General features: G+C 29.2%; 20 protein-coding genes. 14 read left to right on the top strand and 6 right to left on the bottom strand.

The annotated features are described in order from the left end of the window. Positions 1-241 precede the first annotated feature (241 nt). From LL038_RS06315 to LL038_RS06290, 6 genes are all read left to right on the top strand, one after another. Positions 242-427, top strand: a complete 186-nt coding sequence (locus LL038_RS06315; RefSeq protein WP_216126000.1) for a hypothetical protein — start codon at positions 242-244, stop codon at positions 425-427. A gap of 480 nt (positions 428-907) precedes the next feature. Then, positions 908-1,318, top strand: coding sequence for a peptide deformylase (locus tag LL038_RS06310; RefSeq protein WP_216125997.1), 411 nt, complete (start codon positions 908-910; stop codon positions 1,316-1,318). Between the two features lie 383 nt (positions 1,319-1,701). Further along, on the top strand, positions 1,702-2,919 hold the full coding sequence (gene clpX, locus LL038_RS06305; protein ID WP_216125995.1) for an ATP-dependent Clp protease ATP-binding subunit ClpX: 1,218 nt from the start codon (positions 1,702-1,704) through the stop codon (positions 2,917-2,919). Between the two features lie 225 nt (positions 2,920-3,144). Further along, on the top strand, positions 3,145-3,891 hold the full coding sequence (locus LL038_RS06300) for a class I SAM-dependent methyltransferase (protein ID WP_216125994.1): 747 nt from the start codon (positions 3,145-3,147) through the stop codon (positions 3,889-3,891). Between the two features lie 39 nt (positions 3,892-3,930). Further along, positions 3,931-4,710, top strand: a complete 780-nt coding sequence (locus tag LL038_RS06295) for a GNAT family N-acetyltransferase (RefSeq protein WP_216125992.1) — start codon at positions 3,931-3,933, stop codon at positions 4,708-4,710. Between the two features lie 44 nt (positions 4,711-4,754). Continuing rightward, positions 4,755-5,651, top strand: coding sequence for a GNAT family N-acetyltransferase (locus tag LL038_RS06290; RefSeq protein WP_216125990.1), 897 nt, complete (start codon positions 4,755-4,757; stop codon positions 5,649-5,651). 148 nt (positions 5,652-5,799) lie between these two features. Here LL038_RS06290 and LL038_RS06285 read toward each other — a convergent pair whose 3' ends face one another. Then, on the bottom strand, positions 5,800-6,168 hold the full coding sequence (locus LL038_RS06285) for an HsmA family protein (protein ID WP_216125988.1): 369 nt from the start codon (positions 6,166-6,168) through the stop codon (positions 5,800-5,802). 109 nt (positions 6,169-6,277) lie between these two features. Further along, entirely contained in the window at positions 6,278-6,832 is a 555-nt protein-coding gene (locus LL038_RS06280; protein ID WP_216125986.1) for a TetR/AcrR family transcriptional regulator, read from the bottom strand. A 266-nt stretch (positions 6,833-7,098) separates the two neighbouring features. On the opposite strand from LL038_RS06280, the gene LL038_RS06275 reads away from it, so the two are divergent. The 3 genes from LL038_RS06275 to LL038_RS06265 all read left to right on the top strand — a co-directional run bounded on the left by LL038_RS06275 (position 7,099) and on the right by LL038_RS06265 (position 9,490). Further along, entirely contained in the window at positions 7,099-8,457 is a 1,359-nt protein-coding gene (locus LL038_RS06275) for a sn-glycerol-1-phosphate dehydrogenase (RefSeq protein ID WP_216125985.1), read from the top strand. Between the two features lie 262 nt (positions 8,458-8,719). After that, complete coding sequence (locus tag LL038_RS06270; protein WP_216125984.1) at positions 8,720-9,280, top strand: recombinase family protein; 561 nt, start codon at positions 8,720-8,722, stop codon at positions 9,278-9,280. Positions 9,281-9,322: 42 nt separating this feature from the next. Further along, positions 9,323-9,490 carry a GNAT family N-acetyltransferase gene (locus tag LL038_RS06265; RefSeq protein WP_216125983.1) on the top strand — a complete coding sequence of 56 codons (168 nt, stop codon included), beginning with the start codon at positions 9,323-9,325 and terminating at the stop codon, positions 9,488-9,490. A 1-nt stretch (position 9,491) separates the two neighbouring features. Here LL038_RS06265 and LL038_RS06260 read toward each other — a convergent pair whose 3' ends face one another. Together LL038_RS06260 and LL038_RS06255 are read right to left on the bottom strand one after the other, a co-directional pair. After that, positions 9,492-11,273 (bottom strand): ABC transporter ATP-binding protein, encoded by a 1,782-nt coding sequence (locus LL038_RS06260; RefSeq protein ID WP_216125982.1) that lies wholly within the window; start codon positions 11,271-11,273, stop codon positions 9,492-9,494. Further along, positions 11,270-13,000 (bottom strand): ABC transporter ATP-binding protein, encoded by a 1,731-nt coding sequence (locus LL038_RS06255; RefSeq protein ID WP_216125981.1) that lies wholly within the window; start codon positions 12,998-13,000, stop codon positions 11,270-11,272. The genes LL038_RS06260 and LL038_RS06255 overlap by 4 nt, the downstream gene beginning before the upstream one ends. Before the next feature lie 99 nt (positions 13,001-13,099). Between LL038_RS06255 and LL038_RS06250 the strand changes: the two genes are divergently transcribed. Both LL038_RS06250 and LL038_RS06245 read left to right on the top strand, forming a co-directional pair. Continuing rightward, the gene (locus LL038_RS06250; protein ID WP_216125980.1) at positions 13,100-13,954 is read left to right on the top strand and encodes a MerR family transcriptional regulator; all 855 of its coding nucleotides are present in this window, start codon (positions 13,100-13,102) and stop codon (positions 13,952-13,954) included. Between the two features lie 173 nt (positions 13,955-14,127). After that, complete coding sequence (locus LL038_RS06245) at positions 14,128-15,588, top strand: IS1182 family transposase (RefSeq protein WP_216128210.1); 1,461 nt, start codon at positions 14,128-14,130, stop codon at positions 15,586-15,588. A gap of 158 nt (positions 15,589-15,746) precedes the next feature. On the opposite strand, the gene LL038_RS06240 is transcribed toward LL038_RS06245, so the two are convergent. Further along, complete coding sequence (locus tag LL038_RS06240) at positions 15,747-15,953, bottom strand: DUF378 domain-containing protein (protein WP_216126675.1); 207 nt, start codon at positions 15,951-15,953, stop codon at positions 15,747-15,749. A 248-nt stretch (positions 15,954-16,201) separates the two neighbouring features. Between LL038_RS06240 and purB the strand changes: the two genes are divergently transcribed. Further along, entirely contained in the window at positions 16,202-17,632 is a 1,431-nt protein-coding gene (gene purB / locus LL038_RS06235; protein WP_216126673.1) for an adenylosuccinate lyase, read from the top strand. A gap of 224 nt (positions 17,633-17,856) precedes the next feature. Further along, complete coding sequence (locus LL038_RS06230; protein WP_216126671.1) at positions 17,857-18,858, top strand: tyrosine recombinase XerC; 1,002 nt, start codon at positions 17,857-17,859, stop codon at positions 18,856-18,858. Positions 18,859-18,922: 64 nt separating this feature from the next. Here the strand turns inward: LL038_RS06230 and LL038_RS06225 are convergent, their stop codons facing one another. Then, positions 18,923-19,405 carry a hypothetical protein gene (locus tag LL038_RS06225; RefSeq protein WP_216126670.1) on the bottom strand — a complete coding sequence of 161 codons (483 nt, stop codon included), beginning with the start codon at positions 19,403-19,405 and terminating at the stop codon, positions 18,923-18,925. A gap of 172 nt (positions 19,406-19,577) precedes the next feature. Here LL038_RS06225 and lexA point away from each other — a divergent pair, with 172 nt between their 5' ends. Beyond that, entirely contained in the window at positions 19,578-20,186 is a 609-nt protein-coding gene (gene lexA, locus LL038_RS06220) for a transcriptional repressor LexA (protein WP_216126669.1), read from the top strand. The last annotated feature ends 11 nt before the right edge of the window (positions 20,187-20,197 follow it).

The following is a 20,197-nucleotide window of genomic DNA, read 5'->3' as shown; positions in this document are numbered from 1 at the left end:
AAAGATTGATGAATATGCTTATTATGATGCTTATATAGCAACTGACAGTTGTCATATTTGTTATCACTAATTGTTAGAATGTTTTAAAAGTAGTTATGGGTATTATGTCTATACATATACTTGAAAAATAATGTTTTATAAAGATGTCTTTTCTCTAAAGAACAACAAATATATATGTCGGACTTGCTAAATAATCTGATTTAACTCTTGAAAGTAAAAGTATGAAAAAGGAGTGCATCGTATGAAAAATTTATTTTTATCTATGCCAAGCAAAGAATATAAAAAGAGTTTTGAAGATTATGTTATAGCATATAAAAATGCAGATGATAATTATTATTTTACTAAATATAAAAAAGGAATGGAAAACTTTAATGAATATATAGACGATTTATACAAGTATTCTAAAGCAATAGATTTACCTATATAAATATAGTATTAGCACATCTAATGACAAATAATAAAATACTGATTTAAGCGTAAAAGCATAAATATGGATTTTAAAGGTAGGGGTGTGCACAATTTAGCGATAATGAATTATTCAAAGCTTAAGAAAGTAAAGACATTGATATTACAAGTCTTTAGAATTATAATAATATTAATAGTCATAATTTCCTCGCAAAGGACATGTGGATTGATTTCTACATATGACGTGTTGTTTATAATAATCAGAAATTATATGAAGGGAGATGTATGAGAAAAATAATTGTTCTATCGTTTATAACACTTGATGGTGTGATGCAGGCCCCTGGAGGAACTGAAGAAGATTCAAAAGATTTATTTCTTTATGGCGTTTAGTCTGTTGTCTATTGGGATGATGTTTGGTAAACGCTCTATTGCTCACATTAATATGTCAGCAGTTATAGAACAGGACATAATAAAAAAGACAAATATTAAAGGGGTATAACATATGGTTAAATCAATTATGAAAGACATATTCTTTCTTAATCAAAAATCAGAACTTGCTACAAAAGCAGATGTTCAGGTGTTACAGGATTTGCTCGATACGCTTAAAGCAAATAAAGAAGGCTGTGTAGGAATGGCAGCTAATATGATTGGTGTCAAAAAAAGAATTATTGTGATCAGTATGGGTGATATGGACGTTCCGATGATTAACCCTGTGATAGTTAATAAATCGGGTCAATATGAAACAGAAGAAGGATGCCTTTCACTTATAGGTGTTAGAAAAACTAATAGATTCAAAGAGATAGAAGTAGAGTATTTTGATTCGGAATTTAAGAAGCGAAAGGGAAAATACTCCGGATGGATTGCTCAAATTATTCAACATGAAGTAGACCATTGTGATGGGATAGTCATATAGAATTGCACAGGTTATTGCACCTGTGTTTTTGGGATTTTTGCTTAAGATAAAAAGCTTTAATGAAATAAATTCGATAATTAGGTTCTTTTTTCTATTTAAAGAACTATTTTAATTGTAAATACTATCTAGATAGAATACAATTTTATTATATTAGCTACATATTTAAGTCTTTCTTATTAGTCTATGTTAAACTTATTAGATGCTATATAAATAGAATTGATGTTAGATAGCCTATAAGTGAAGAAGTCTACCGTGATTTATTTGCCACAAGTAACGTACAGAATAAGAAAAATAATCAATCACTTCCTAAATATCTGAATACTATGAAAGTGATGAAAAGTAACTTTAGAAAAAATAGCAAGTTTAAAAGGATGGTGCATTAAATGTTAAATAAACGTAGTATAGCAATAAACCCACAGCAAGAAGAGGAAGTTTACGAAAATATAACATCAGAAGAAACAAGGATAACAATAACACCAAAAATGATAAAAGGACTATTAGATCAGTCTATAATAGGCCAAGAAGGGGCTAAAATAGAGTTATCTATAGAATTACATAATCATATGATAAGGATTGCAACTGGTATAGATTTAGAAAAGCATAATATATTACTAACTGGCCCAACAGGTACTGGAAAAACTTTACTAGCCAAAAAATTATCAGATATCGCCCAAGTACCATTTGTTATTGGTGATGCTACAAGTTTGACCGAGGCTGGATATGTTGGTGATGATATTGAGAGTATGATATACTCACTTTTGGTAAGGGCAGAGGGCGATATTGAACTTGCTCAGAAAGGAATTATATTTATTGATGAACTTGATAAGATAGCCAAAAAGGGTGAAACCATGACTATTACAAGAGATGTATCAGGTGAAGGAGTTCAGCAAGGTTTACTTAAGATGGTTGAAGGTAGTATTGTTAGAGTACCAGAAGGGGGCGGTCGTAAAAATCCCACAAGTAAAATGATTGAGGTAAATACAACTAATATTTTATTTATTGCAGGTGGATCTTTTGATGGTATTGAAACTATTGTAGAAAATCGTCTTAAATTCAGTCCGAATAATAGGCTAAAACAGTTTACTAAGCCAGGAATTGTAAGAAAATTAGGTTTTAATGTAACTGACAATGTAGAATCAACTGTAAAGAATTATGAAAAAGATTATGAATATACAAAGTATCTTAGATCAAACATAATTAAAAAAGATTTGCAGGAGTTTGGATTAATTCCAGAGTTACTTGGTAGATTTCAAGTATTATCAAATTTAGATCCATTATCAAGAGATAATCTTATTGAGGTACTTAAGCTTGATACTAGTGTATTCGAACAGTATAGAAAGATATTTGCTTATTTGGGTAAAAATCTTGAGTTTAACAATAATTGCTTTGAAGCAATTGCTGATATAGCTATTGAAGAAAAGATGGGTGCTAGAGGATTAGTTAGTATTGTTTCAAGAGTTTTAAGAGATTTAAGATATGATGCTCCTTCCGAAGACACTAAAGATTACTATGTAGACAAAGACTATATACTTAATGTTTATGCTAAGATAAATAAAGATTTGCCTATAATAGCTGATATAGAAGTTAAAGTAGAATCATAAGTAGCAGGTCAACAATTATAAGCTTCAAAGTAATATATTGAGTACTTGTTTAGGATAGACGCTCAATAAAATAAGTTTACAATCATTAAATTAAAATGATTGTAGACTTATTTTTTTATAAATATACTTAACGGCAATTTCTAAATGGTAGAATATAGATCTATGGTATATAATGTATTTATAGGTTACTAAATCTTATTTAATACTTTTAGAGGAGTGGATTTTATGTCTAATGTTCAAAATATATATGATAACGAAATTTTCTTTGAAGGATACAGGAAGCTTCGAGATAACAAAATTAATTACAACAATATTCAGGAAAAACCTGCAATGCAAAGTTTGCTCCCTGATATGGCCGGAAAAACTGTACTTGATTTAGGTTGTGGTTTTGGAGAAAATTGCGTTGATTTTTTAAATAGGGGAGCTGTAAGGGTTATAGGTGTTGATATCTCAGAAAAAATGCTATCAATTGCAAAAGTTGATAATGCCTTTGAAAATATTGAATACATACATCTTGATATGAATGATATAAACACAATAGAGGAGAAGTTTGATATAGTTTATAGTTCCCTTGCCTTTCATTATGTTAAATCTTTTAGTAAATTACTTAGAGACATAAATTATTTACTAAAAGATAATGGCTTGCTTATTTATTCACAAGAGCATCCGCTTACCACAGCTCCAAAACAAGGTCCAATATGGACATTAGATGAAAATAAAAAACCTTTGTTTTATAATCTTTCTGACTATATGGAAAGTGGTGAACGTAGTGTGAAATGGTTTGTTGAAGGTGTAATAAAATATCATAGACCGTTTTCTGAAATTATAAACACTCTAATCGAAACGGGATTTAAAATAGAAACAATGCTTGAACCATTACCAGACAAGGAAGCTTTAGAACTTATACCGAACATGAAAAAAGATATCCATAAACCAAATTTTTTATTAATTAAAGCTGTAAAAATTCAATAATAAAGATATAAAAAATTATAAGTAATCAGGAGGAATAAATTGGAGTATAAATTTATAAAAACTTCATTTAACGAAAATAAAGCTATGTTTTTTAAATATTTTAATAGTTTAAGTGGGATTTATGATAATTTCCTAGAATCTCATATTTTAAAATCAGATTTATATTCAATATATATTGATAATAATAACAAAGGATATTTTGCAATTTATGAAGACAGACTTCTTACACAATTTTATGTAGATATTAGTGCGATGAAATATGCTCAAAGTATCTTCAAAGATATATTAGAGCAATATCATGTTAAAGGTGCTTTCGTACCAACTTGCGATGAACTTTTATTATCATTATCACTGGATTTTCATAAAAGAGTAAATATGCAGGCCTATTTTTTTGATGAAAACAAAAATTCGATGTATGAAATAAAACCACCAATGTATAATAGGAATCTTTTAAGAGTAGCTACAGAAATAGATACACCTGCTATAAAAGAACTATCAGATAATTTTTTTGATACATTTCAATACAGTTCTTTACAAAATAAAATTTATATATTAGAAAAAAATGATGAAATTTTAGGCTTTGGTATAATAGAAGATTGCAATATTTTTACGGAGTATAAAGCTACGGGTATGTTTACAGTTGCAAAGTATCGCCAAAAGGGAGTTGGAAGAAGTATCATTTTGCATTTAAGGGATATTTGTCATGAAAATGGATTTAAGCCACTAACAGGATGCTGGTACCATAATTATAATTCTAAAAATACATTGGAAAGTTGCGGATATATTAGTAACACTAGACTTTTGAATGTTGAATTTTAGAATTACTGAATAAATTAGGTTATATTACCAAAGGAGTTTGAATTATGGAATATATAAAAATTAATGGTAAAAAGTATAAATTTATTATCGGAACTGGTGAAGATGATAAATTTAGAATAAGTTTTAACGCTTTAACTAAGAAGACATTTGGATTTGATTTTGAACAGTGGTATCAATACGGATACTGGAAAAATCAATTTTTACCTTTTTCACTCATGGATGGGGACGTTGTTGTTTCTAATGTGTCAGTAAACATAATGAACTTTGAGGTTTTGGGGAAATCAAAACGTTATATTCAATTAGGAACAGTGATGACTGATGTTGCTTATAGAAATAAGGGACTTGGTAGAGTAATCATGGAAAAGATCATTGAAGAATGGAAAGATAAATGTGATTTACTTTATTTATTTGCGAATGACTCAGTACTCAATTTTTACCCGAAATTTGGGTTTACTACATTAAACCAATATCAATGTACAAAATTTATAAGTAAACATGATAAAAATGGACTTGTAAAAAAATTAGATATGACTAATAAATGTGACAGAGCATTAGTGTATGATAAAGCAAATGTTCCTTCTTCATTAGCTAAAATTTCTATGTGTGGTAATGCGGAATTGATTATGTTTTATTGTACTTTGGATATGACTGACAGTGTTTATTATATTCAAGATTATGATGCAGTTATAATTGCAAATTTTGTTGGGGATACAATAGAAGTACTAAATGTCTTTTGCAAAGAAGATATTTTGTTAGATAAAATGCTTGATTATTTGGTAGATGAAAACATAAAAAGGGAAAAACTTTATTTTACACCAAAAGAAACTGATTCTTATTTGATTAAGCCAGTAGAAGGAGAGGGTACTTTATTTGCTCTAGGGGAAGATACACTGTTACTTGCGAATAATCAATTTATGTTTCCAAAGTTATCGCACACTTAAATAGATAAACAGTAATCATATCGTGTAATTAGTTAATTTATTCTCTTCACAATACATTAGAAATTGAAAGGAAGTGTCCTCATAATGAAGGGGAATAAAAATTAAGAAGAGCTAACTATAGCGCTTCTTAATTTTATAAAATCCAATTTTAGTGAGAAACGCCAAAAATTGCGCCTGAAATAAAAGGTATTAGCCAAATAATCCATACAATAATACTAAATTTATGGAAATTAATCTTAGCTTTTTCATCATTCTTAATTAAAACAATTGTTGCCCAAAGAGCATGTAAAAGCATTAAAAGTATTGCTAATAAACCTGTTATACCGTGGAAGTTAATTTGAAAACCCTCATTAACAATTTTACTCATAAGTGTTGTTCCTAAAGTATCAAATACTAGCCCTAAGTAAAAAATCAACAAATGCCATTTTTTTAATTCACCTTGCTTTTTTTCACTCCATACACCGATTGTATAAAATACAAGTGCTAGTGTAATAGAAATAATTGCACAAATTAACATAAGAGTACCTCCTAAATTATAGTTTGTTATAATTTAACTTAATATGAACATTGTTCATTTCAAACTAAAAAATTACTTTAATCATTATTTTAAAAAATCGATATATTGATTAAAGTAATTCTTTAAGAATCATTTCAAAGGATGAATACTTAAAGAGAGGCATCTGAACCATTGTAATATAGTTCATTAATATAAATTTAGCTGTTTCATAAGAATCTAATCTAAGCTTAATTTTATTATTTTCTTCTTCTTTTAATAAAATTTTTTCTATCATAATTACTAATTTTTCTATATAAATATTTTGTTTTTCTAAGCTTTTTTTAATGCAGTCAGGATTTTCGTAAAGTTCCGGTTTAAGCCATACCTCTTTAAAAGTTTTAATAAAAATGCTTAGTTTATTAAATATTTCATTTAACTTAATATATAATGTATCATTCGAATTCAATATATCTTCAAGTACATAGAAGTTTTCTTTCCAATAATCAGTCATCATTTCAATAATAAGTTTCTCTTTAGTTGAATAATAATTATATATAGTACCAAGTGCAATACCACATTTGGCGGACAAATTTCTCATACTAAATTTCCTGTATCCCTCATTGTATAGAATTTCTTTTGCTTTACTTAATATAAGCTGCTCTGGATTTTCAATTATCCTTGACAAATATAACACCCTCTAAAATAGATTATAAAACTCATATGAACATAGTTCATTTTAAATTGATTAATCCTATTTGTCAATATAATCTTAGCCTTATCCAATAAAAAAACAAAATGGTTTTTATGGAAAAGATTTTGGTAGTATACTAGTGAGAGAAAAGATTATTTCTATAAATAAAAAAAACAAACTTATAAACATAATAAATACTAAAAATAGTGATTTTTAAAAAGGTAATCGAAGAATAAATAAAATTTAAGGAGAAAAAATTTATGATAGATTTAGAAACTCTAAGTATAGAGGAAATGACTGGTCTTAATTACATGTGCTCATGTGGCAAAAATCATAGTGTAGGGATAGAAACTATAAAGGTTGGAAGTGGTGTTATAAGTCAGTTACCAATCGTAATCAAACGTTATGAAGGCAAGAAAGTCTTTATTATAGAAGATATTCATACTTATGATGTTGCAGGTAAAAAAGTAGAAGATTTATTAAAAAACAAGTTTAAAGTAAGTAAATATATATTTAAGGAAGAACACTTACATCCTAATGAATTATCTTTTGGTAAATTGATACTAGAAATTCCAAAAGATACGTCAATTATAATTGCAGTAGGATCTGGCACTATTAATGATATTTCAAGGTTCCTTAGTTATAAGATTGGTATTCCATATGTAATTGTAGGGACAGCACCATCAATGGATGGTTATGCCTCAGTAGTTTCTCCACTTATCCATGATGGTGTAAAAGTTACTTATGATGCAGCCTATCCACTCGCAATTGTTTGTGATATTGATATTATGAGGAGAGCTCCTATGCAGATGCTTCAGGCAGGCCTTGGAGATATCTTAGGTAAATATACAGCCTTAGCCGATTGGCATGTCGCAAACATTTTAAATGGTGAATATTTCTGTCCTGAGGTTGAAAAACTAGTCCTTAGTACTTTGAAAAAGTGTGAGCAGGCTTCAGGCGGAGTTACAAGCAGAGATTCTAAAACTGTAGAAAATATAACTGAAGCATTAATTTTATCCGGGATTGCTATTGGCATGGTTGGAGCTTCAAGACCGGCCTCTGGTGGAGAACATTATATGTCACATTGTTTTGAGATGATGTTTATGAATAGTGGGAATAATACAAACTGGCTTCACGGTAATACTGTAGGTGTTGGTGTTGGAATTGTAGCTTATGCATATAAATATGCAAAAGATATAGATCTTAATGAAATACTTAAAAATGGTGACTATTTACACCTCGATAAAAACGAGTGGATGCAAAATATAACAGATGTATTTACTATAAGTGCAACAAATATTATTGAATTTAAGCAAGATAATATTAATTTTAATGAGAGTGAAAGAGAAGTTACTATGCAAAAGATAGTGTCTAAGTGGAATGCTATAAAAAACATTTGTGATGTATTTGTACCAGAACCTGAGCAAATAATTAAAACTTTGAAAAAAGCAGGTGCAGTGTGGAATCCTAACGACTTGGGTTTTGATAAAGAAATATTTAGGAAAAGCTTTATTGCTGCAAAAGATATGCGTAATAGATATGGTATTCTTCAACTTCTTGAAGATATAGGAAAGCTTGATGATGCTGCAGAATATATAACAAATATTTATTATAAATAAAGAAGATATTGCTCTACTTATCTCTATTTAAGGTAATCATGTTGAAATTTGTTCGACATGATTACCTTTTCTTTTGTTTGTGTGTTTGTTTGAAGTATATTACAAACCAACACGGGATAAATTAGTTAAAAATGTTTGTTTGTAATTATATGTAAATTACCAAACAATTGTCCTTTATGGTATACTTTAAACGGAAAATATGTTAATATATAGTAAAATATAAGACGAATATAGAGTTAATATAATAAAAGGGGTTGTTTATATGAACATTGCTTATACCAGGGTAAGTTCAAATCAGCAAAGTGACGACAGACAATTTTCAGAGCTTAAAACTTACAACATAGAAAAATGGTTCAATGAAAAATCAACTACAGTCGAAATACGCCCGCAATTAACTGCAATGATTGACTTTATAAGGCCCGGAGATACAATTTACGTATTGGATTTTAGTAGACTCGCCAGGTCAACTAATGAACTACTTGACATAGGTGAACAGTTAGAAAGTAAAAGAATTAATTTAAGATGTGTTAATGAAAATTTAGATACAAGTACTGCAGCAGGTAAACTTATGTTTACTATGATTGAATCAATTATCGAGTTTCAAAAGGCTACTTTATTAGAACGTCAAAAAAAAGGTATTGCCGTTGCAAAGGCAAATGGAAAATATAAAGGTCGGAAAAAAATAAATTATCCATTGAATTGGGAAGAGATTTATAATAAGTATAAGGATAGAGAATTAACAGGGACTAGCGCAATGGAGTTATTGAAACTTAAAAGAAATACTTTCTATAAACTGGTTGATGAATATAAAAAGAAAAAATGATTAATATAAGAAAATAGTAAGGTCATTGGATTTGCAACCATAGTGGCTGGAATTGATAGTTTAAATGATAAAAGTACCAGAATGCATGAAAAGTTAATTTTCAAGTATTCTGGTACTATAAATAAGGCTGGCTATAAATTTGAAAAGTGGCTTAATCTTGTTTTTTATCAATTGGAGCTTAAAGGCCATAATAATCCTATAGAAAGTTAATTTAATTTGCTACCTGACTCCCAAACTGACTATTATAGAGTTTTTCATAGAAACCACTCCTTTTCATTAACTCATTATGGGTTCCTTGTTCTATAATATTTCCTTGATCTATAACCAATATTAAATCTGCATTACGAATAGTTGAAAGTCTATGTGCAATAACAAAGCTAGTTCTTCCTTTCATTATATTCCTCATAGCTTTCTGAAGTAATATTTCTAATCTAGTGTCAACTGAACTAGTTGCTTCATCTAATATTAATATTGCTGGATTTGATATTATAGCTCTTGCTATAGTCAAAAGTTGTTTTTCTCCTTGGGATATGTTAGAAGCTTCTTCATTTAGGAACATGCCGTATCCATCTGGAAGGGTCTTAATAAAGTGATGTACGTTAGCTATTTTAGCTGCTTCAATAATTTCTTCATTGCTAGCTCCAAATCTACCATACTCAATATTATCATGAATTGTTCCATTATATAACCAAGTATCCTGAAGAACCATACCGAATATAGAACGTAAATCTTCACGTTTCATATCTCTAGTATCAACTCCATCTATTTTTATAGATCCACCTTGAATATCGTAAAATCTCATTAATAAATTCACTAATGTGGTTTTACCTGCTCCTGTTGGACCAACTATAGCAACCATCTGACCACTTTTTATCTCTGCATTTAAGTCTTCAATTAGAACCTCTTCTTTATTATATCCAAATTTCACATGCTCAAAAGTTACATTGCCACGTGGATTCTCAAGTTTTATAAAATCTACTTTATCTGGAGTCTCTTCCTTTTCATCTAATATTTCAAATACACGTTCAATTGCTGCAAAGGCTGATTGTATTGCAGAAGATAATTGTGTCACCTCAGAAATTGGTTGATTTATTTGCCAAATATAACGCATAAAAGCTTGAAGATTACCAACTGTCATTATCCCACTTATAACATATATCGCACCAAAAATTCCAATGACTGCAACTGCCAAATAAGTTACTAACGAAACTAGGGGAGACATTATACTTGATATGAATTGTGCCTTGAATCCAGTATTAAAAAGTTCTTCATTAATATTTTCAAAATCTTTTATAGCATCTTCTTGCTTTCCATATAATTTTATTTCATTAAAACCAGTATATATTTCTTGCACCTTACCGTTCAATTTCCCCAAAACATTTTGCTGTTTATTAAATAGGTTTTGGGATTTACTAACTATAAATTTTGATATAAAATAACTTATTGGCACTATAAGTATAACTAACAGCGCAAGTTTTATATTAATTGTAAACATCATAACACTGGCTAAAGTTAGTGCCAATATTGTATTTATAACTTGACTAAAACTCTGTTGCAGTGCATTAGAAATAGTATCTATATCATTTGTTATACGGCTCAGTACATTACCATAGCTATTTTTATCAAAATAACTTATAGGTAATTTTCTGATTTTACCTTGAACGGCATTTCTTAAATCTTTCATAGTATTTTGAATAGCATTAGCCAATAATAAACTTGCTAAATAAGTGGATAATGCTCCAAATACATAGATAAAAGCTAATATTACTAAGACCCTTAAAATATAATTAAAATTAACGAAAGTTCCATTTGTACCTTTCGCTATATTCATAACATCTTTGGCAAGACTAGTTGTAATTAATCCTTCTATTCTTGGAGCAATAGTAGTGAAAATTGCAGCGATTACTATAAATAAAATTGCAGCAATAAATGGTTTCCTATATGGTTTTAAGAAGGGAGAAATTTTTCTTATAGAATACTTTAACTTTTTCATTGTTCCAGTTCCTCCTTTGTAAGTTGAGATGATGCAATTTCATGGTAGATTTCGCAGGTTTTTAGTAATTCTTTATGAGTTCCTATTCCTACTATTTCTCCTTCATTTAATACTATTATTTTATTAGCATCAAGTATAGATCCCATCCTCTGTGCAACTATTAAAACTATGGAATCTCTAGTTTCGTCCTTTAATCTTTTTCTAAGCATTGCATCTGTTTTAAAATCTAGGGCGGAAAAACTATCATCAAAAATATAAATTTCAGGTTTTCTAACTAATGCTCTTGCAATAGACAACCTTTGCTTTTGACCTCCCGACACATTAGATCCGCTTTCACTTATTAGTTCCTCAAATTTTTTAGGTTTACTATTAATAAAATCATAAGCCTGAGCTACCTTTGCAGAATGTTCAACTTCTTCTTTATCTGCATCATTTTTGCCAAATTTAATGTTAGTGCCTATACTGCCAGCAAACAGCAATGTCTTTTGAGGTATAAATCCCATTTTTCCACGTAATGCCTTTAAATCATAATCTCTCACATCTACTCCATCTATTTTTATGCTACCGTTTGTAACATCATAAAATCTTGGAATTAAATTAATTAACGTACTTTTACCACTGCCTGTACTTCCTATAAATGCTACTGTTTCTCCTTTTACTGCTGTAAAGGATATATCTCTTAATACTGGGATTTCTCCATCTGGATACGTAAAGGTAACATTATTAAATTCTACAATACCCTTAATATCTGTATCTTTAATACCATTTATAGGATTTTTAATAATAGGTTCTTCATCTAATATCTCTTGAATTCTATTGGCTGAAATTTGTGCTTTGGGATACATGATAAACACCATTGAAAAAAGAATAATAGAGAACATTGCATGGAACAAATATTCTATAAATGCTACCAATTGTCCAACTTGCAATGTTCCTAAATTTATCATTTTGCTAGAAACCCAAAAAATAACTAGCACAGCGAAATTCAACAAGATAAAGAAAGCTGGTTGAGGAATTGCCATAAGCTTATATAACTTTTTAGATACACTGGCATAATCATTATTTATCTTTTCAAATCTTTGGTTTTCATGATCATCGTTCCCAAACGCCCTGATTACTCTAGTTCCAGTTAAATTTTCTCTTGAAATTCTATTTAATCCATCTAATTTTTTCTGTTGTTTTTCTGAAATTGGATAAGATTTTTTAGCTATAATAACTACTCCACCAACTATGAATGGTACAGTTATTGCTAATACTGCGGATAACTGTATGCTTGTTCTAAGAATCATCACTAAACTTACAATAAACATAACCGGTGTAAGTAATGCTGTTCTTAACAGAGTATTTGTAAATTGTTGCAATTGAAAAACATCATTGGTTGTTCGAGTTATCATTGATGATATTCCAAACTTATCATATTCACTATGTGAAAATTCCTGAGATTTTCTAAAAATAGCATTTCTTATATCTCTAATCATACTAGTAGAAATTTTTGAAGAACAATACCCTAATAATATTGAACCCATAGACCCAACTATAGATATTACCACAATTACAATCCCCATATGCCTTATATATGCTATATCCTTATTAGCTATCCCTATGTCAATAACTCTAGCCATTATTGTTGGAATGCCTAATTCGACTAATGCAAATCCAAAAATTGATATTATATTAAGCACTAGAAGTAGTTTATATTTTCTTATGTATTTTAATATTAGTTTCATTCCTTCTGTTCACTCCTTTTTAAGTACCCTTGAAATATTATTGCAATAATATTATAATAAAGTATACAGTTACCGTATAGTCAAGAGGAGAAACAATCTATGAATGAAAAGTTTAATAAATATTTTACTACTGGAGATTTTGCAAAGTTATGTAATGTAAAGAAACAAACTCTTTTCCATTACGATGATATAGGCATTTTTTCACCAGAAATAAGAGATGATAATGGATATAGATATTATTCTCAACAACAATTTGATCTTTTTGATGTCATTACTAATTTAAAAGAAATAAATATGCCTTTGAAGGAGATTAAATCTTATCTGGACAATAGGAGTCCAAATGCATTAGTTAAGTTATTTAAAAATAAAATGCTAGATATTGATATTGAGATAGAAAACCTAAAAAGAATACGTAAACTCATGGAAACAAAAATTTCCATAACAGAATATGCGTGTATGATAGATTATTCTAAAATTCATTTAGAATTTTTTGATGAGGAGTATCTTCTTCTAAGCAATTCAATAGAAAATGTGAGCGATAATGAATATTTTAAAACACTGTCCGAGCATATGAACTATTGCACTTTAAACCATATTAACTCTGGATATTCTAGTTGCATCATGATCAGTAAGGATAATATATTAAAGGGAGTAGCTAAAAATTATTCGTATTTATATACAAAGTTAAATTCTAAAAATGATGTTCCTTTTACTTTTACTAAACCAAAGGGTATCTATTGCGTGGCGTATCATAAAGGGGACTATAACAATATCGACAAAACCTATAATAAAATACTTCAATTTTTAAAAACCTCTAATTTTGATATAAAGAAATATTCCTATGAAGAATTTCTTTTAGATGAAATAACCGTAAAAGGCTACGACAATTATTTAACTCAAATTTCAGTTGAAGTTGAAAGCTTAAAAAAAGGGGAGAACAGTATAAATATTTGACTAAAACAATAAAAAATACTCCATAATAGCTGAGGCCACTGAAAAACTATATGAAAAATCGTCATCGAATTAAAGATGGCGATTTTTTTATGTAAAAGACTAAAAACAAAAAGGAATTTTAAAAGATATGTCGAATTAGTATAGTAGAATAAAATAAAAGGGGCTAAACTATTATGCTAAAAGGACAATTGGAAATAAAAATAAATACATACCATAGCTTATATTCGTTAATTATTCCGAAAGATAACATTTTAAAGCAAATTAATGACCTTGTTGACTTTTCATTTGTTTATGACGAATTGATTATTAACTATAGTTCATCTATGGGTAGAGGTGCTATTAACCCTATAATGCTATTTAAATATTTGCTTTTGAAAGTAATATATGAATTGTCTGATGAAGATGTTGTTGAAAGAACTCTTTATGATATGTCATTTAAATATTTTCTGAATTTAGCCCCAGAAGAAACAAATTTAATAAACTCAAGTACATTAACTAAATTTAGAAAGCTTCGCCTTAAAGACATGAATTTATTAGATTTATTAATAAACAAGACTGTAGAACTTGCTATAAAAGAGGGAGTTTTAAAAAGCAAAGCAATAATAGTTGATGCTACGCATACCAAGTCACGTTATAACCAAAAATCAGCAGGAGAAGAATTATTGAAACGTGCAAAAAATTTAAGAAAAACATTGTACGGAGTACATCCTGAGATAAAAGAAGATTTGCCGAATAAAGTTACAAATGGAGTACTTGAAGATATTCTTGAGTACTGCAAATTATTAATTGATAGCATAAACAAGAATCCAGAAATTGTAGCAAATCCAACTGTGAAAACTAAATTAAACTACTTAACCGAAGCTTTTAATGATGACATAGAAAACCTAAAACTATCAAAAGATGAGGATGCAAAAGTGGGGCATAAGACTGAGGATAGTTCTTTTTTTGGATATAAATCACACCTTGCTATGAGTGAAGAACGTTTAATTACAGCAGCTGTTATTACAACTGGCGAAAAAAGTGATGGAAAGGAGCTCATAGCCTTAATAGAAAAAAGCCGTGAGGCTGGTATAGATGTTAATGAAGTAATTGGAGATACAGCTTATTCTGAAAAGAAAAATCTAGAATATGCAAAAGAAAATAAAATTGCATTAATTTCAAAACTAAATCCTGTAATTTCACAAGGAATGCGAAAAAAAGAAGATGAATTTGAGTTTAATAAAGATGCTGGTTTATTTGTATGTCCGGCAGGTCATATGGCTATTAAAAAAGCAAAACAGGGAAAGAAGAATGTTGGTAAAAATCAAGTGTTAACTTACTATTTTAATGTAGAAAAGTGTAAAAATTGTGTTCATAAAGATGGGTGTTATAAAGAAGGCGCTAAATCTAAAACTTATTCAGTTTCAATAAAGTCAAATACCCACAAAGATCAAATAGAGTTCGAAAAAAGTGAATATTTTAAAAAACGTGCTAGGGAGCGTTATATGATAGAGGCTAAAAATAGTGAACTTAAGCACCAACATGGCTATGATGTAGCAATATCGTCAGGCTTAATTAGCATGCAAATGCAAGGTGCATTATCAATCTTCACTGTGAATCTAAAGAGAATAATTAAGTTGAAAAGCATGAAATAGGGCTTTTAAAACTTAATTATAAAAGAAAAAGCATGAGATATCCAAAAATATGGATTCCTCATGCTTTTTCTATTCAAATTTGAAAACTCTACTGAAAAAAGAGTGCTTTTTTCAGTGGCCTCTAATAGCTATGGAGTATTTTCACTACTAACAATATATTACGCTTTTTTACTTCTGAATATAAACACGATAATATTAACAGCAGATAATCCTACTAAGATGTATATAAATCTAGCAAGAAATGGAATAGCTCCAAAGATTGCGCTAACTAGATTAAAATTTAATAACCCCAAAAGTCCCCAGTTTAATGCGCCGACCAATACTAATATAAATGATAGTTTGTCTATATTATTAAGCTTATACATAATTACCCCCACACTATTATAATTATTTCTAGTTGTTTAAATTATATTAGAAATATAATATTTTAGAACTATTTAATGACTTCTTTAGAGTATTATTAATATGAGGGGAGATGAATTTATAATTTCAAAGTTTATTTTGATTTTATAGCTAGTATATACGAACATTTACATTACTTTTTACAATATTGTATGTTATAATATGAATGATAATCGTTTTATATCTTAATACGTACGTGTGGAGGCAAAATATGAGAAATACTTATAATACACCATTAAATAGTAGATACGCATCAAAAGAAATGAGTTTTTTATTCTCAGATGATATGAAATTTAAAACTTGGAGAAAGCTTTGGGTAGCATTAGCTGAAGGTGAAAAATTATTAGGACTTAATATAACGCAGGATCAAATTGATGAGCTTAAAGCCAATGTTGATAATGTAAATTATGAAGTTGCTGAGGAAAAAGAAAAAGAAATAAGACATGATGTAATGAGCCATGTATATGCATACGGCGTACAATGTCCAACTGCAAAGGGAATAATCCATTTAGGAGCTACTAGCTGTTATGTGGGTGATAACACGGACCTTATCATCATGAAAAAGGCTTTATTATTAATTAAGAAGAAATTAGTTAATGTAATTAGTAAATCTTCAACATTTGCATTAAAATATAAAGATATTCCTACTTTAGGTTACACGCATTTACAACCAGCACAATTAACTACTGTAGGTAAAAGAGCAACACTATGGATTCAAGATTTAGTAATGGATCTAGAAAATTTGGACTTCGTAATTGATAATATTAAGTTACTTGGAGTAAAGGGGACTACCGGAACTCAAGCTAGCTTTATGAACTTATTTGAAAATGATGAGAAGAAGGTTAAAGACTTAGATAAATATGTAGCAAATAAAATGGGATTTGTTGATACATATCCAGTTACTGGTCAAACTTATTCTAGAAAAGTAGATTCTATAATACTAAATACACTTTCAGAAATAGCTCAAAGTGCTTATAAATTTAGTAATGATTTAAGAATACTTCAAAGTATGAAAGAAGTAGAGGAACCATTTGAAAAAAAACAAATTGGATCTTCTGCAATGGCATACAAAAGGAATCCTATGCGTTCTGAGCGAATTAGTTCTTTAGCTAGGTATATTATAGTAGATTCATTAAATCCTGCTATAACAGCCGCAACACAATGGTTTGAGAGAACACTAGATGATTCAGCTAATAAGAGAATATCTGTGGCTGAAGCTTTCCTTGCACTTGATGGAGTTTTAAATCTATATATGAATATAGCAGGGAACATGGTTGTATATGAAAAGGTAATTACTTCTCATGTAAACCACGAGCTACCATTTATGGCTACAGAAAATATCCTTATGGAAGCAGTTAAAAAGGGCGGAGACAGACAAGATCTTCATGAACACATTAGAGTTCATTCTATGGATGCAGCTAAACGTGTTAAAGAAGAAGGTCTAAATAATGATCTTATAGAGAGAATTATAAATGATCCAATCTTTAAGATGTCAAAAGAAGAGATTATAGCTGTAATTGATCCAATTAAATTTGTTGGAAGAGCTCCAAGTCAAGTAGTAGACTTTATAGCTGAATATGTAAATCCAATACTCGAAGCTAATAAAGATGCAATTGGCGTTGAAACAGCTATAAACGTATAATATTATATAATTTAAATGTAAAAAGCTATCAGGAATATAAAACTGATAGCTTTTTAATTTTATAAAATTAAAAGAAAATACTATTAATAGAATAGTAAAAAACATAGATAAAAAAATAATTTAATTATATTTCAAAATAAACATGATTTTACCCCCTCTTTTGTAGTATAATAATGTCGTGAAATGTAAGTTTCACGACATTATTACGTATTTTGGAGGTTATTATGAAATCTGATCTAAATGGTATTTATAACAATGAACTTCCACCGTTTCTAAATGATTATTTTAATTATTTATCTACTATTAAAGGCTGTTCTATTAATACTATAGTTGCTTATACTGCCGATTTGTCATTATTATTAAAGTTTCTAAAAATGTATAAAGGTTTAGTCCCTTCAGATAAAAGCCTAAAGCTTGAAGACATTGTAATTAGCGACTTAACCTTAGATACATTAAAAACTCTTACATTACAAGATTTATACGCATTTATCTCTTATCTTGGTAAATATAGGGCTAATGGCAATTATGCTAAGGCTAGGAAAATCGCATCCATAAAGTCCCTATTTAAATATTTAACCACTAAGGCTAAAGTGTTATCTATAGATCCAACTATAGATTTAGAGTCCCCAAAAATTGGAAAAAGAATTCCGGTTTTTTTAACTTTAAATGAAAGTAAGGACCTACTCGAAGCTACAATCTCTCGAGATAAACATTCTATTCGAGACCATAGTATTATTACATTATTCCTAAACTGTGGTCTCAGATTGTCAGAACTTTGCAGTATCAATTTATCCGATATGAAAGAAGATACATTATCTATCATAGGAAAAGGAAATAAAGAGCGAACAATTTATTTAAATAAAGCATCACTTAGAGCAATCTATAAATATTTACCTATTAGGAATATGAACATAGATAAAATCCATGTTGAGGATAAGGATGCCCTATTTATCAGTGGCAAGTTTGGAAGAATTAATAAAAGAACTGTAGAAAGAATTGTTAAAAAGCATATAGGAGATGCTGGGCTCAATAAAAATAAATATACTCCTCATAAATTAAGACATACTTCAGCCACCCTTATGTATAAGTATGGAAACGTAGATATTAGAAGTTTACAAGACATATTAGGACATGAAAATATTTCTACCACTCAGATATATACTCATGCTGACGATGAAAAACTAAGAAATGCTGTTAAGTCGAATCCCCTCTCTGATGAGCAATAAAAAGGAGTATATATTATCACATCCGTGATAATATATACTCCTGTGCCCTCTTACTTTATACTTCTTATACCTTCTTTAGTCTTATAAGCCCTGGAAATTCCTCTTGAAGAAATTCTGAGTTATCTTCCTCATCCTCAAGTAGTTCCTTTGCCCCATCTATATCATCTATAAATTCCCAAACTTCATTATTTTCAGGTATGTATTTATCTTTATTTAGCTTCTCTTGCTTTTCCTCAGCTAAAAACGCTTCGTAAGCTTCAATTTTTGATGCTTCATCATCTTTAGATGTTTCTTCATCTTTATTTTCTATGGTCTCTTCTAAAGCAGATTCATCAATTTTATCCACGTTGTAAATATCATCATCTAACTTTCCAGTGCCCGCATCCTCAAAGACTTCATCAATTTTTATAGCTTTAACATCAAAACCTTCAAGTTCTAAACATTTTCCGCAATTATCGCATTTTTTATTTGAATTTAATTCGCAGACTTCACAATCACCGCAGTCATTACAAATTTTCTTATTATTAAATATACAGTTTTTAGACATACAACACCCCACTACATTTATTTCTAATACTATTATAATAGACTATTATAACAAATAAGGTATCATTAATCAAATACTTATAATTTTTTATACTTATACCCTGCAATAGAACATTTGTTTGATGTTTTTGAACTTATATGGTATAATTCTACCATGAATGAGAGGTGTTTACATGTTAACTCCAAAAAAAGATAAACAGAGTGAAATATATAACTTTATAAAAGATCAAGTTCAATTAAAAGGATATCCACCCTCAGTAAGAGAAATATGTGTAGCTGTAGGATTGAAATCCACCTCAACTGTTCATGGTCATTTAGAAAGATTAGAAAAAAAAGGATATATACGTAGGGACCCTGCTAAACCTCGTGCAATAGAATTATTAAAGGATGCTGTTATAAGAAAAGAACTTATAGATATACCTATTATAGGGAAAATTACAGCTGGGGTACCAATCCTTGCGGTTGAGAATGTTGAAGATACATTTACTATACCTTTAAATTTTACAAAAACTAATAATGAGTTATTTATGCTTAAAGTTTCTGGTAGTAGCATGATTGAAGCCGGAATATTAGATGGTGATCTTGCTATAATCGAGAAAGTTAATTCAGCTAAAAATGGCGATATAGTTGTAGCACTTATTGATAATGAGGCAACTATTAAAAGATTTTTTAGGGAAAAAGGACATATAAGGCTTCAGCCTGAGAATTCATCAATGTCCCCTATCATATTAGATGACTGTTCAATTTTAGGTATACTCGTCGGCATTTATAGGAAGTATTAATTATCCCTTTA

The sequence above is a fragment of the Clostridium estertheticum genome (assembly GCF_026650985.1).
Taxonomy (GTDB): Bacteria; Bacillota; Clostridia; order Clostridiales; family Clostridiaceae; genus Clostridium_AD; species Clostridium_AD estertheticum_C.
The sequence above is the reverse complement of the archived record's forward strand: the minus strand, read 5'-3'. Positions and strand labels throughout refer to the sequence as shown.